Genomic DNA, 13,524 nt, shown 5'->3' with positions numbered 1-13,524 from the left:
GTCTTACAACTCTCGGTGCAACAGCGCCTGCTCGGCTTGACGGACGAGTTCGGTAAGGATCGTCTCAACAGGTTGCTCTTCCTTGACCAAACCAACAATCTGCCCCGCCATGACCGAGCCGTTTTCAATGTCACCGTCGACAACTGCGCGGCGCAATGCGCCCGCCCAGAAATGTTCAATCTCCAGCTGCGCCGCTTCTTTGGTGAGTTCGCCCGAGTCAAACTTGACAATCGCCTCGCGCTGTTTTTCCATAAAGAGCTTCGTGCCTTCGTTAACGATGGCGCGAACGGGAATGACGGGAAAGCGCGGGTCAATCTGTTGTGTCGGCACGGCATCCCGCGCGGCGGCACGGATAAAGGCCTTCTTAAAGTTTTCGTGCGCAATACATTCGGTGGCGCAAACGAACAACGTGCCCAACTGCACACCCGCTGCACCCATTTCCAAATAGGACACGACAGCTTCACCGCGCCCAATGCCGCCCGCGACAAAAACAGGCACTTTATCGTGCAATTCGGGCAGGATTTCCTGCGCCAGCACCGTGGTGCTGATGGGGCCAATATGGCCGCCCGCTTCCATGCCCTCAATCACGAGGGCATCGGCGCCATTGCGGATCATGCGCTTACCAAGAGACAAAGCAGGAGCAAAACAAATCACCTTCGCGTCGCCGTCTTTGATGCGCTTAATGGCGGGAGCCGAAGGCACGCCGCCCGCCAGAACGATATGGCCGACTTTTTCTTCAAGGCACACATCGATGAGCTCATCAAGCATCGGGTGCATGGTGATCAGGTTCACGCCAAAAGGTAGGCGGGTAAGGGTCTTTGTTCCTTGAATCTCTGTACGAAGAAGGTCAGGCGTCATCGAGCCGCAGGCCAAAACGCCAAAACCACCCGCATTGGAAATCGCGGCGACAAGATTGCGCTCAGACACCCAGCTCATCGCACCGCCCATCACGGCCAGCTTTGTGCCCAGAAAATCACAGCCACGCTGCATGAGCGGCTTTAAACGGGAAGAAATAGTTACCATGGGATCAATTCACCTGTGTGATGACAAAACAATTTTGTTACTAGAACCTGATCACAATCTCGCTACGGCAAAAAGCCAAAGCCGTAGAAGAAACTGTCAACAAGCGCTTACTCCTTATCCAACCCGAACGCTTTATGCAAGGAGCGCAGCGCCAGCTCAAGATACTCGGCGGCGACCAGCACGCTGATATTGATCTCAGATGTTTCAATCGACTGGATATTAACGCCCTTTTCCGCCAACGTCTTGAACATCAGCGCGGCCACACCCGGACGCGTCCGCATCCCCAACCCAACGAGCGAGATTTTGGCAATATCCTTATCCGCCAAAAGGGCCGTAAACCCTACAGCGCTTTGCTCGGCCTTTAAAGTTTCCTCGGCTCTTTCAAGATCGCCACGCGGCACAGTAAAGGACAGATCCGTCGTATGGCCGTTTTGGGAGCCCGTTTGCACAATCGTGCCGACATTAATTCCTGCCTGCGCCAAAGCATTAAAAATGGCAGCAGCCACCCCCGGCTTATCGGAAACGTCAGCCAAAGTAATGCGCGCCTCCCCCAAAGAATGGGCGATGCCCGTAACAGGATTGTTTTCCATAGTTTCATCCTCATCGGTTACAAGAGTGCCAGGCAGATCGCTGCCGAATTTGTTGGCAAAGGTTGCGAGCACTTGGATCGGCATGCGATAACGCATCGCCATTTCGACGGAGCGCGTTTGCAGAACCTTGGCACCGAGAGCCGCCAGTTCTAGCATTTCTTCATACGATATTTTCGAAAGCTTCGTCGCATCGCTTACAATGCGCGGATCCGCCGTATAGACGCCGTCCACGTCCGTATAAATATCGCAGCGATCCGCGCCCAATGCAGCAGCCAGCGCAACAGCCGACGTGTCCGAGCCGCCACGCCCCAGCGTTGTGATGCTGCCATCCTCGCCAATGCCCTGAAAGCCCGCAAGGACAGCAACTTCACCTTTATCAAGGCGCTCTTTCATGGTTTTCGTGTTAATTTCTAAAATCCGCGCCTTGGTGTGATCATTATCGGTCAGCAAGGGCATCTGCCAGCCCTGCCACGAGCGGGCGTTCAGGCCGCGCTGCTCTAAAGCCAAGGCCATCAGCCCCGCAGAAACCTGCTCACCCGTCGCCGCGATCGCGTCGATCTCTCGCGGGTTGGGATGCGGCGTGACACTGCGGCAATAGGCCAAAAGCTGATCCGTCGCGCCCGCCATGGCCGAGACAACGACGACAACCTTATGCCCACGGCGCACTTCTTCGGCAACTTTGCTGGCGGCGTTTTTGATCCGCTCTATCGTGCCGACGGATGTGCCGCCGAATTTCACTACCAAAAGAGCCATGGCTCTACCCTTGTTTTCCTATGATGAAGAGGCTTATGTTATGGCACAAAGAACGCGTTTTCCAACCTCCTTTTTGCTTTCAGGGCCATAATGTCCACAGCTTTTTTATCCAGCGTCTGCGCGGACGATGTCGAAAGGTTCTCGGCGCAAGCACACGCATGGTGGAATCCGCACGGCCCTTTTCGCATTTTGCATGACCTGATGCCTTTAAGAACGCAGTATGTCTGCAATCAAATTGATGCGGCCTTCCTAAAAAAGAAAGCGGCCACGCTGTCCGTCCTTGATATCGGCTGCGGCGGGGGCTTAATGGCCGAGGCCATGGCCACCCAAGGCTACCACGTGGTGGGAATCGATGCCTCGCCCGAGGCCATCGAAATCGCCAAAGATCATGCCCATCAGGCTGGTTTGTCCATCGACTACCGCCAAAACACGGCAGAAGGTCTCGCCCAAGCCAAGGAACGTTTCGACGTGATTCTTGCACTGGAAATCGTTGAGCATGTCCCCAACATCAAATCGTTTATGACCGCTGTGTCCACCCTTCTTAAACCCAATGGCCTTGTGATCGTCGCGACGATGAACCGCACCAAGCGCAGCTTTTTGCTAGGCGTCGTGGCAGCCGAGTACATTTTGGGATGGATTCCCGCCGGAACCCATGATTGGGATCACTTTGTCAAACCGTCCGAGCTTGCCGCGCTTTGGGAAGAGCATTCCATAAAACCCCTTGATTGCACGGGCTTTGCCCTGAATCCCCTGTCACGGCACTTTGCGATCAGAAAAGAAAAAACCGCCATTAACTATTTTATGACGGGCAAAAAGCAGGAATAGCAAAAAAGAGAGCAGGAAAGCTTGACTCACGCGGCCTCGCCCCCTATAAATCGCCGCTCTAAGCGATCACTGCGCCGGTTTTGGGCTGGCGGCAGCGTTGCTTTTTTTGGGTTCACCTTTTGAAGATTGCGGGACACTCCCGCCGAGGAAAACATGGCACGTGTATGCAGCGTAACCGGCAAGAAGCCGCAATTTGGAAACAGCGTTAGTCACGCGAACAACAAGAATCGCCGCCGTTGGCAGCCGAACTTGCAAGTTTGCTCATTCCCATCCGACATCTTGGGCAAGGCCGTAACGTTGCGCCTAACCGCTCGCGGCATCCGCACGGTTGAACACAATGGCGGGATCGACGCTTGGGTCTTGGGCGCTCGCAAAAGCCGCCTGTCTGATGATGTTTTGAAGATTCGCAAAGCCATGGAAAAGAAAGTGGCCGTTGCCAACACCAAGGCTGCGTAAGCTTCCTTTGCTTTATGCTTTTAAAAAGGCTCGCCAACCGGCGAGCCTTTTTTTATAATTCCTTCCCTCCCCCAAAAGGAATGTCCTCAATGGAAATCATTAAAGAGAATCAGCGGATCACCCTCCAGCCGCTCAGCCATGTGACCATCCATGAATACGAAACGCATGATCGGGAAATCAGCAGTGGCGTGGCGGTAATCAAGGGGCGCTATCCCGAACAAGGCTTTGTCATCAATCAAAAATGTAAAGAGCTTGTCTATGTGCTGGAAGGCTCTGGCACGCTGATCACAACGGACAAAGAAACCGCCTTTACCAAGGGCGATGTTCTTTTTATCGAAAATAAAGAAAAATTCGCATGGAATGGCAATATGGTGCTTTTCATGGCCACCACGCCGACCTTTGATCCCGCGCAGCATGTGGAAGCAGCATAAGAAAGGCTTGTTCTTTTTCTCCCTGACTTTATAAAGGCCCCTATGACAACCCCTCCGATTATCATTGCCGTGGATGGCCTTGCCGCCACAGGCAAAGGCACCATCGCCCGCCGCCTAGCGACGCATTGGGGCTATGCCTACCTTGACACAGGGGCGCTTTACCGTGCCGTGGGGGTTGGCGTCCTTCAGGCAGGCGGCGATTCATCTGACCCCGCTGCAGCCGAAAAGGCAGCCCTCGCCCTTAACCCTCATTCGCTTCAGGCTATGGAGGCGGACGGCTCTTTGCGCACCCCCGCTGCCTCCGACGCCGCCTCTAAGGTCGCCGCCATCCAAGGCGTTCGCAATGCCCTGTTGAAATTCCAGCAGGATTTTGCCGCGCTCCCACCGCTGGGCAAAAAAGGCGCGGTTTTGGATGGCCGTGACATCGGCACGGTGATCGCGCCCCATGCAAACGTTAAGATATTTGTCGAAGCCGCACCGGAAATAAGGGCCCATAGGCGCTTTCTTGAGTTGCAGGGACGGGGCGAAAATGTTACTGAGGCCGCTGTTCTTGCAGACATGCAGGCGCGTGATGCGCGTGATGCCTCAAGGGCAACCGCTCCAACAAAACCGGCGGCTGATGCTGTCCTACTGGACACATCCGATTTGAATGCGGATCAGGCCTTTGAAAAGGCGGTCGGGATTGTGGAGAAAAAGATAAATTAGTCGGCATGGTGCTGGCGACGGATGAAGACGAAACAAAAGAACAGCCCTGCTTTCAGCCTCTTTTGTTTTTCCTTATCTGACTGCAACGCCCCCTTGATCGGGGCAAAACCGAAAGCAGCGGGGTTTTCAAAAACCCTGCATCGTGCCGGAGGCCTTAACAGGCAGGCGGGCGATCCCAAGGGATCAGAAAGAGAAAATCTAACATGGCTAAATCAAGTGCAAAACGTCTTTTCAAAGAAGACATGGTCGGCGCGGATGCGCCCACAAGCGGCTTTGCCGCACTGCTCGAAGGCTCCTTTGGTAAAAAAGGCAGCATGGAAGGCACTGTTATCAAGGGCCTTATCACGCGCATTGAAAAAGATTGCGCGATCATCGATGTGGGTCTGAAGGCCGAAGGCCGCGTCCCCTTAAAAGAATTTGCCGCACCGGGCATGCCCTCCGAAGTCAAGGTTGGCGACACCGTCGAAGTGTTCTTGGAACGCATGGAAGATCGCAATGGCGAAGCTTCATTGTCTCGCGAAAAAGCGAAGCGTGAGGAAAGCTGGACCGTTCTTGAGAAGCTTCACGAAAAGGCCGAGCGCGTCATTGGCGTTATCTTTGGTCGCGTCAAGGGCGGCTTTACGGTTGACCTTTCGGGCGCTGTCGCGTTCCTGCCGGGCAGCCAAGTTGACATTCGTCCCGTGCGCGATATCACGCCGCTTATGGGAACGCCCCAACCCTTCCAGATTCTGAAAATGGATCGCGCCCGTGGCAACATCGTTGTCTCGCGCCGCGCCGTTCTTGAAGAGTCGCGCGCCGAAGCTCGCAGTGAGCTGGTGGCCAACCTTAAGGAAGGCCAAGTGCTGCAAGGCGTCGTCAAGAACATCACCGATTACGGCGCGTTCGTCGATCTGGGCGGTGTGGACGGTCTTTTGCACGTCACCGATATCGCGTGGAAGCGCGTCAACCATCCTTCGGAAGTCCTGCAAATCGGCGCTCAAGTCACCGTTCAGGTCATCCGCTTTAACGCCGAAACACAGCGCATCAGCCTTGGCATGAAGCAGCTGGAAGCCGATCCTTGGGAAGGCGTCGTTGCGCGTTACCCCGCTGGCCTCAAGCTGAAGGGCCGCGTCACCAACATCACCGACTACGGCGCATTTGTTGAGCTAGAGCCGGGCATTGAAGGCCTCGTCCACGTTTCCGAAATGTCATGGACAAAGAAGAACGTGCATCCGGGCAAGATCGTGGCCACAAGCCAAGAAGTCGAAGTCATCGTTTTGGACATCGATTTGTCCAAGCGTCGCATTAGCCTTGGCATCAAGCAGTGCATCGAAAATCCGTGGGAATCGTTCCGTGCGAACCACAAGATTGGCGAAACGCTGTCGGGTGAAATCCGCAACATTACCGAGTTCGGTTTGTTTGTCGGCATGCCGGGCGACATCGACGGCATGGTTCACATGTCGGATCTGTCGTGGGACAAGGCTGGCGAAGAAGCCATCCAAGCCTATCAGAAGGCCCAGATGGTCGACGTTAAGATTCTTGACATCGACGTCGAAAAGGAACGTGTCAGCTTGGGCATCAAGCAGATGACCGCCGATCCGTTCGAAGGCATGGCCGTCAACTTCAAGAAGGGCGACGTTGTGACCTGCACTGTGACCGCGATTAACGATGGCGGGATCGAAGTCAGCTTGGGCGATCAAGCGGACTCCTTCTCTGGCTTTATCAAGCGCGGCGACTTGGCACGTGATCGTGCCGACCAACGCACGGATCGCTTTGCGGTCGGTGAAAAGGTCGACGCCAAGATCACTGTCATCGACAAAGCGGCGCACAAGGTCAACCTGTCGATCAAGGCGCGTGAAGTCGAAGAAGAGAAGAAGGCTATGGCCGAATATGGATCGTCTGACTCAGGCGCTTCACTTGGCGATATCTTGGGCGCAGCCATCAAGCGTGCGCAAAAGAAAGAAGAGTAAGCGGCAGCCGCCGCTGGACCTGTTGGGGTAAGGCGCTCCTTGCGCCTTATACCCTTCAGGCCCAACGAATAAAACCCCCGCTGGAGCAATCCAGCGGGGTTTTTTTGGATTTCATCACGAGGTTATGTAAGATGTTTATTGGATAGGCTATAGCTGATCCAGAATAGAGTGATCAAAAAAGACTCCACGGGATGATATACGCTCTCCCTCTTCGTCCTCCCGCACGAAGCGATGCGTAAGCATCGCGCAGATGCGGGATCCAGTTGAATTCTCTTCGTTTCAACAAAACCTGACGATTGGGATTGTGGACAGAAAAAACTTTCAACTGGATCCCGCATCTTCGTCCCGCTAAGCGCGGAACTGCGTGCGGGATGACGGGTGCAGTGTTTCATCAACAAGATGACATCATTTTATTTCGGATCGGCTGTATATTTTGGCCGTATATGGAGCCACCAGACAAAATCGATTTAAATGAGCCTAGAGCGCGTTAACACTTTTCTTGGCCGGGTAGGTGGCCGAGGACTCGAAATAACGCGTCCAGCCTCATCCTAAGCCCCGTGAGAGGCATTATAATTGGATATTTCGCCTACATTATCGGAAACACCCCTTAACCACCCTTTTAGCGTCTGATTTTAACCATATGCCCCACGGTTACGGCTTCCACCAGCTTTCTAAGATGGGGCCGTAGAGAGGCACGACAGAATGTCCCACCTTTGGTTAATAGCCAGCCTCCGGAACCATGAAACTATTTAATTAAGTATCCCTTCCGCGTGCAAATTACTTATAATTGCCGCAGTACTAGAAAATACGCATTCTTACGGGATTAAAAAATGAAAATTATTTCTCTCTTGAAAAACCTCTCAACCGCCCTTTTTACGCCTTCGCCGAGAGTTGACACACCGCCTTCCGATCCACAAAAGGTTGCTGACCTCTCGATCGAATTTATTTTCGCTGCTGGAAACAACGATGTTTCAGAGATGAAACGTCTCCGCAGTAAAGGAGCTGATATAGATTTTAAAGCTAATATCACACTCGGCTCTGGCACAATTTGCTTTGGCCCCCAAGGCGTCTCTCAACCAGAAGAGACAACAAATGCCCTTATGGTTGCGCTGCATAATGGGTCCTTTGATGCCGCACTGTATTTAGCCCAGACGGGCGCAGAGGCTACCGCAGGACGGAAAGAGGTTTTTGGAAACCGTGAGCAAAAAGCCCTCGACTTTTTGTTGACCGCCCGTGTCCCTGAATCTGCGCAAGAGACGCCGAGCTCAATGGCAGATATTAAGGCTTTCATTGATGATGCGTATAATAAAGAATCCTCAGAGCGGCGCCATAAGAACTACCAAACAGACCTCTACACTCCGACGCAACGCATTCAGCTATTCGACGCTTTGGTTGCCAATATGCAGGAAAAAGGCCTCAATCCTCTTGATTTGGTTTCGGAATGGACAATGGACAATACTCTAACATGGGGACGTTCAGAAATGGTTCCGAAGTTGGCCGAGATTGGCGTAGAAATTAAAGACGCGCATTTTGTAAGCGCCGCAGATCCTTATCACCGCCCCCATTTAGCTATTGCGATGATGGAAGCTGTTTTGCCTTATGTTAAGGATGTTAATGTTACAGATCGCTCGAAACAAAATGCAGGCCACGAAGTCGCGGGGAAGTTCGACCTTCCCGCCTTTAAATGGCTAGAACAACGTGGCTTGGCTAAAGACGCCATTGCCAAATTAAATGTGCCAACTTACGCACATATGGTGGCTGGCTGTTTTGGAAATAATAACAATGCTGAGGAAGCAGGAAAAAGAAAAGCATTTGCCCAATATCTCGCTGACCAGAAATATCCGATCAACGTAAGGGATCAGGAGTATAGCCAGAGAACACCGATCGAGACAGCTTTTAGCGAAGGTAATATCGATGTCGGCCTTATTTACGTAGAGGCGGGAGCAGAAGTTAAGTCGGGATATCTTGCCGAAGCAATCAAGGCTCGTCATTTTAACAAGGTTTCAACCCCTCAGATTCTTAATCTGATCGACAAGCTCGAAGAACGCGGTGTTCTCGATCAAGAATCCTTACAAATGGCCTTCGATGAACTAGCAGAAAAGGTGGAGATGAACGACAAAAATAGACCGCTTATGCTTCCTGTGCTAAAAACAATGCTGGCCAAAGGGCTAACCTTAGAACCAGAAAAGCAACAAATAGCTAACAAGATTCTAACGGGCCAAGCGTTAGAAGCAAAGGATCGCGAGTTAGCAAGAAGCGACGCCTTTAACAGGCGCATGCATTTGCCAACCAACGACCTTTAATAACTGTTGCCCTATACATGCGCGCCCCCCCTATGCAGGAAGATGTCCGACAAGAATTTTCTTTGGCTTTCTTCTCGCTCAACGACATTTTCAACAGCCCATTAAACGAAGTCGGAAGTGGGATTGCTGACGGTTATGGCTTCCACCAGCTCTCTAAGATGGGGCCGTAGAGAGGCGTTGTGGCAGGATGCGCAAAGCGCGCTTGCCAATACGCGACCTGATCCGCGCCCAGATAATAAAACGGCACAACGTAATGCCCCGCCATCAGCTTGCGATCCAAGGCACGTGTGGCTTCCACCAACGCCTGCCTTGACCGCGCCGCCGGAATGGCTGCCGCCAGCGCATCAATCACGGGATCGCATACACCTGCATAATTGCGGCTACCGTTTTGCTTGGCGGCAGCGCAGCCCCAGAAAAACATTTGTTCATTGCCGGGCGAGAGCGAATTAAACCAGCGCCCCGTCGTCACATCGTAATCAAACCCGTTCAGCCGCGCTTGATACTGGGCGCTGTCCACCGTGCGCACCCGCGCCTCAATCCCCAGCCGCTTAAGCCCCCGCGCCCACTCCAAGGCCACCTTTTCCTCCGCTGGGTCGCTGAGCATCACCTCAAACGCCACCGCCTCCCCCGCCGGAGAATACAGGCTCTCGCCACGCATGGCGTAACCCGCTTTCTTCAAAAGAGCCGCCGCCTTCAAAAGCTGCTCGCGCTGCGCATCCTCACCACCGCTTTCGTCCGCCGCGCCATCGTTTGCTGCCAGTTCAGAGTTCGGAAAGAAACTTTGCGAGCGCTTATAAAGCCCCTGAAACAGCGTGCGATTAATCCAGTCAAAATCGAATGCCAACCCTACCGCCTCACGCAGCGCCACGTCTTTAAACAACGGGCGGCGCGTATTGAGGATAAAACCCGACAGCGCCTCGGTGCGCTTGTGAACAAAACGCTCTTTCGCAATACGCCCGTCTTTCACGGCGGGATGCTCATAGGCCCTTGCCCACTTCTTGGGGTCAGGCTCGCGCCGTAAATCGAACGCGCCCGCCTTAAACGCTTGCAAGGCAATGCTGTCGTCACGATAGAAATCGATCCGCACCTCATCGAAATTATACATCCCCTTTTGCGAGGGCAGGTCGCGTCCCCAGTAATCAGGATTGCGCGTGAGCGTCACGCTGCGTCCCGCATCGACCTTCGTGATGCGATAGGGGCCACTGGCCACGGGCAGGCGAAGCGTTGTCTGGTTAAAAGGCCGATCCGCCCAATCATGCGCGGGGAGCACAGGCATAAGCCCCATGATCAGCGGCATCTCGCGATCCCATGCGCCGCTCGCCTCACGCTTGAAAGAAAACTTGACGCTCAGCGCATCCAGCTTTTCGGCCTTGTCCACCTTTTTGTAATAGGTGCGATGGTTGGGGCGACCCTGATCACGCAGCGTCGTGAAGGAAAACAGAACATCGTCCGCTGTCACAGGCTGACCATCCGACCACTTAGCCAATGGGTTCAGGTGAAAAGTGATCGATGAGCGATCCTCTGGAACCTCAACCGACTGCGCCAAAAGACCGTACAGCGCAAACGGCTCATCCCAACTTCTTGCCATCAAGCTTTCATACACAGCCACTGACGCGAAAAGGCCAAAAGCTGGCGACTGCGGCACGGTTCCACGCACGATAAACGGGTTCAAGCTATCGAACGAGCCGACAACGCCAAGCCGTAGAACTCCCCCCTTGGGAGCCTCAGGATTAACATAGGAAAAGTGCGTGAAGCCTTCCGCTTGCTTGGCCATCCCGTGCATAGCCAGCGACGTCTGCGGCGCGGCAAAAGCCGCTGGAGGGAAAGCCGCTAGACCACCAAGTACAACCGCCGCCACAACAAGCCTTGTGGTTCTCATCAGACCCCTCACGGCACGGTGCAATGACTATCCGCAGCCCCCGTCGGGCGCGTGATAAAGACGACAAACTTCTGCGAGGCGCTGCCGCTATCATACGACAATTCCTGCGTCGTAAACTTATTAACCGCGCGCGTCAGCCCGTCAACAATGGCGGCGCTGCTATTCCCACTAGCTGGCGCAGTCCAGATGCAACGCCCGCCGGATTCGCCCGCGTTGATATACATCCAAGCATTCATCCCCTGACTCGCCACGGGCAGCGAGGCAGGACGCAAGCCCGTCCATAACCCTTGCTCGGCTCCGCCGCCCGTCAAAGGGTCGTTCGGGCACGTCAACGCGGAAACAAGCGTCCCGTCCGTTTGATCCGAACAGGGATAAGGGTCGCTCGCGCAAGGGGCGCTGGCAAAGTTGGTTCCGTTCACCAAGTATTGCATTTGGCATTCGCTCATTTTTGAGCGGATAAGGTTCGCCTGCCCCACCACGTCCGCCGTGATGCGATCCGTAATGCCGGCCGAGCCAAGGCTACTACTGCCGCCCGAGGCGAATACAGTGGCCAATATCCCCAACATCGCAAGGACAAAAAGGATCGGGCCAATAGCAATGCCCGCTGTTGAATCAAGACGCTTCACGGCGACTCCTTTTCTCCATTTTCACGGATTTTTGTTGTTTCACGAAGGAATCTACTCCAGTTTTAGGAAACGGCAAAGACAGAATTGGACAAAACGGCGCAAATCGATTAGTTTGCCAATCCGTTATTTAACACACCAACCAAGGGGATGATGATGAGCTTAACCCGCCGCGTCCGTGAAATTCTTGACAACTATGAAGGCGAAACGCCCGGAACCAAAGCCAATCTGGCGCGCATGCTGATGGCGGGCAAGTTGGGCGGCACAGGCAAGATGGTCATTCTGCCTGTCGATCAAGGCTTTGAGCATGGCCCCGCCCGTTGCTTTGCCGTCAATCCCGCTGCTTATGATCCCCATTATCACTATAAGCTGGCGATTGACGCGGGGCTAAGCGCCTACGCCGCGCCGCTAGGTTCACTGGCCGCTGGAGCCGATACCTTCGCGGGTGCAATCCCCACCATCCTCAAGATGAACAGCGCCAACAGCCTTTCGCGCCAAAAAGAAAACGCGGATCAAGCCGTTACCGCCAGCGTCGATGACGCGCTGCGTTTAGGTTGCGCGGCTATCGGGTTCACGATCTATCCGGGCTCGGACAATATGTATAACCAGTTCGAGGAAATCCGCGACCTATCACGCGAAGCTAAGGCCAAGGGTTTGGCCGTTGTCGTGTGGTCGTATCCTCGCGGTGGCGATCTGAGCAAGGATGCCGAGATGGCCGTGGACGTGATCGCCTATGGCGCTCATATGGCCACCCTGCTTGGCGCAAACATCATCAAGGTCAAGCTGCCAACAGCTTTCTTGGGCTTCAAAGAATCCAAGAAGGTCTATGAATCGGAAAGCATCCCTGTCGCGACGATGGCCGAGCGCGTCAGTCACATCATGCAGTGCTGCTATGACGGCAAGCGCATCGTTGTTTTCTCGGGCGGCGCGGCCAAGGGCGAGGACAGCGTAATCGACGATGCCAAAGCCATCTATGCTGGCGGCGGTAATGGCTCGATCATCGGACGCAATTGCTTCCAGCGCCCGCGTGAGGACGCCCTCAAGCTCCTTGAACAACTCATCGCGATCTATAAGGGAAAAGCCTAAGGCCTTTCTCTTTCTTTAAAGAAAAAACGGCGGGATCCTCTCCCGCCGTTTTTTGTGGAAACAAATTTAACAACCGTGTTATCAACAAGTTTCTTCTACATAAGGATTCCCGATTATGTCCGTCTTTTCCTCCCTTAAATGGCACTTGACGTTCCGCGTCATTCCTTTTGTTGTCCTTATTATTCTTATAAAGTTTACCGCCAACACTTTGGGGGGTGAGTTTTTATCCCTCAGCCCGTTAATGGGCGCTCTTATATCTGCCAATGTTTTCTTAATCGGCTTTTTGATATCGGGTGTGCTGAGCGACTATAAAGAAAGTGAAAAATTGCCCGGCGAGCTCGCATGCAGCCTTGAAGTTCTGCTGGATGAGGCATCCATTATCTTGGCCAACAAAAAAAGTCCCGTGGCAACGGATCTGATCCACCACGTTCACATGCTCACCGACTCCTTAATGGATTGGCTTTACAAAAAAGAAAAGACGGCTGAGCTTTTCGGCAAGCTTTCGGCGCTGAACACTGTTTTTCTGGCGCTCGAACCGCTCACCCAAGCCAATTTTATTGCTCGCCTGAAGCAAGAACAAAGCAACATGCGCCGCATCATCACGCGCATTCACACCATTCGCGAAACGGACTTTAACCCAGCAGGCTATGCCATTGCCGAGATTCTTTCCTTTGTCCTGTGCCTTGGTCTTATCTTCACGGAAATAAAACCCTTCCACGAGAGCGTCTTTTTCGTGGCCTTTGTTTCCTTTGTCCTTATTTACATGGTGCTGCTGATCAAGGAATTGGACAACCCCTTCAGCTATTATGAGAAAGATAACCTAACCGATATTGTTTCTCTCGCCCCGCTCCAAAACTTCCAAAAGCGGTTCTCCGAGAAAGAGTGATCTCTTTTTAATCTC

Annotated in this window: 11 protein-coding genes and 1 pseudogene; 8 read left to right on the top strand and 4 right to left on the bottom strand. The window is 53.5% G+C overall.

The window, feature by feature from the left end; all coding sequences use genetic code 11:
* Nucleotides 1–3: 3 nt before the first annotated feature.
* Together WC612_04645 and WC612_04640 are read right to left on the bottom strand one after the other, a co-directional pair.
* Nucleotides 4–1,023, bottom strand: coding sequence for a nitronate monooxygenase (locus tag WC612_04645; GenBank protein ID MFA6280059.1), 1,020 nt, complete (start codon nucleotides 1,021–1,023; stop codon nucleotides 4–6).
* Nucleotides 1,024–1,130: 107 nt separating this feature from the next.
* A complete protein-coding gene (locus WC612_04640) occupies nucleotides 1,131–2,366 on the bottom strand; it encodes an aspartate kinase (protein ID MFA6280058.1) in 1,236 nt (411 codons plus the stop codon).
* A gap of 90 nt (nucleotides 2,367–2,456) precedes the next feature.
* Here WC612_04640 and ubiG point away from each other — a divergent pair, with 90 nt between their 5' ends.
* The 6 genes and pseudogenes from ubiG (at nucleotide 2,457) to WC612_04610 (ending at nucleotide 9,035) form a co-directional block, all read left to right on the top strand.
* Nucleotides 2,457–3,191 carry a bifunctional 2-polyprenyl-6-hydroxyphenol methylase/3-demethylubiquinol 3-O-methyltransferase UbiG gene (ubiG, locus tag WC612_04635; GenBank protein ID MFA6280057.1) on the top strand — a complete coding sequence of 245 codons (735 nt, stop codon included), beginning with the start codon at nucleotides 2,457–2,459 and terminating at the stop codon, nucleotides 3,189–3,191.
* Nucleotides 3,192–3,344: 153 nt separating this feature from the next.
* Nucleotides 3,345–3,542, top strand: a pseudogene (gene rpmB / locus WC612_04630) (50S ribosomal protein L28).
* A 194-nt stretch (nucleotides 3,543–3,736) separates the two neighbouring features.
* Nucleotides 3,737–4,078, top strand: a complete 342-nt coding sequence (locus WC612_04625; GenBank protein ID MFA6280056.1) for a hypothetical protein — start codon at nucleotides 3,737–3,739, stop codon at nucleotides 4,076–4,078.
* 42 nt (nucleotides 4,079–4,120) lie between these two features.
* Nucleotides 4,121–4,783, top strand: a complete 663-nt coding sequence (gene cmk, locus WC612_04620; GenBank protein MFA6280055.1) for a (d)CMP kinase — start codon at nucleotides 4,121–4,123, stop codon at nucleotides 4,781–4,783.
* Nucleotides 4,784–4,986: 203 nt separating this feature from the next.
* Complete coding sequence (gene rpsA / locus WC612_04615; protein ID MFA6280054.1) at nucleotides 4,987–6,732, top strand: 30S ribosomal protein S1; 1,746 nt, start codon at nucleotides 4,987–4,989, stop codon at nucleotides 6,730–6,732.
* A gap of 830 nt (nucleotides 6,733–7,562) precedes the next feature.
* On the top strand, nucleotides 7,563–9,035 hold the full coding sequence (locus tag WC612_04610) for a hypothetical protein (protein MFA6280053.1): 1,473 nt from the start codon (nucleotides 7,563–7,565) through the stop codon (nucleotides 9,033–9,035).
* Between the two features lie 133 nt (nucleotides 9,036–9,168).
* Here the strand turns inward: WC612_04610 and WC612_04605 are convergent, their stop codons facing one another.
* The gene (locus WC612_04605) at nucleotides 9,169–10,914 is read right to left on the bottom strand and encodes an extracellular solute-binding protein (protein MFA6280052.1); all 1,746 of its coding nucleotides are present in this window, start codon (nucleotides 10,912–10,914) and stop codon (nucleotides 9,169–9,171) included.
* A gap of 8 nt (nucleotides 10,915–10,922) precedes the next feature.
* Nucleotides 10,923–11,540 carry a hypothetical protein gene (locus WC612_04600; protein MFA6280051.1) on the bottom strand — a complete coding sequence of 206 codons (618 nt, stop codon included), beginning with the start codon at nucleotides 11,538–11,540 and terminating at the stop codon, nucleotides 10,923–10,925.
* 153 nt (nucleotides 11,541–11,693) lie between these two features.
* Here WC612_04600 and WC612_04595 point away from each other — a divergent pair, with 153 nt between their 5' ends.
* Nucleotides 11,694–12,623, top strand: a complete 930-nt coding sequence (locus tag WC612_04595) for a class I fructose-bisphosphate aldolase (protein ID MFA6280050.1) — start codon at nucleotides 11,694–11,696, stop codon at nucleotides 12,621–12,623.
* A 115-nt stretch (nucleotides 12,624–12,738) separates the two neighbouring features.
* A complete protein-coding gene (locus WC612_04590; protein ID MFA6280049.1) occupies nucleotides 12,739–13,509 on the top strand; it encodes a hypothetical protein in 771 nt (256 codons plus the stop codon).
* Nucleotides 13,510–13,524 lie beyond the last annotated feature (15 nt).

It is taken from the genome of Bdellovibrionales bacterium (assembly GCA_041662785.1).
Classification (GTDB): Bacteria; Pseudomonadota; Alphaproteobacteria; order UBA9219; family UBA9219; genus UBA8914.
The sequence above is the reverse complement of the archived record's forward strand: the minus strand, read 5'-3'. Positions and strand labels throughout refer to the sequence as shown.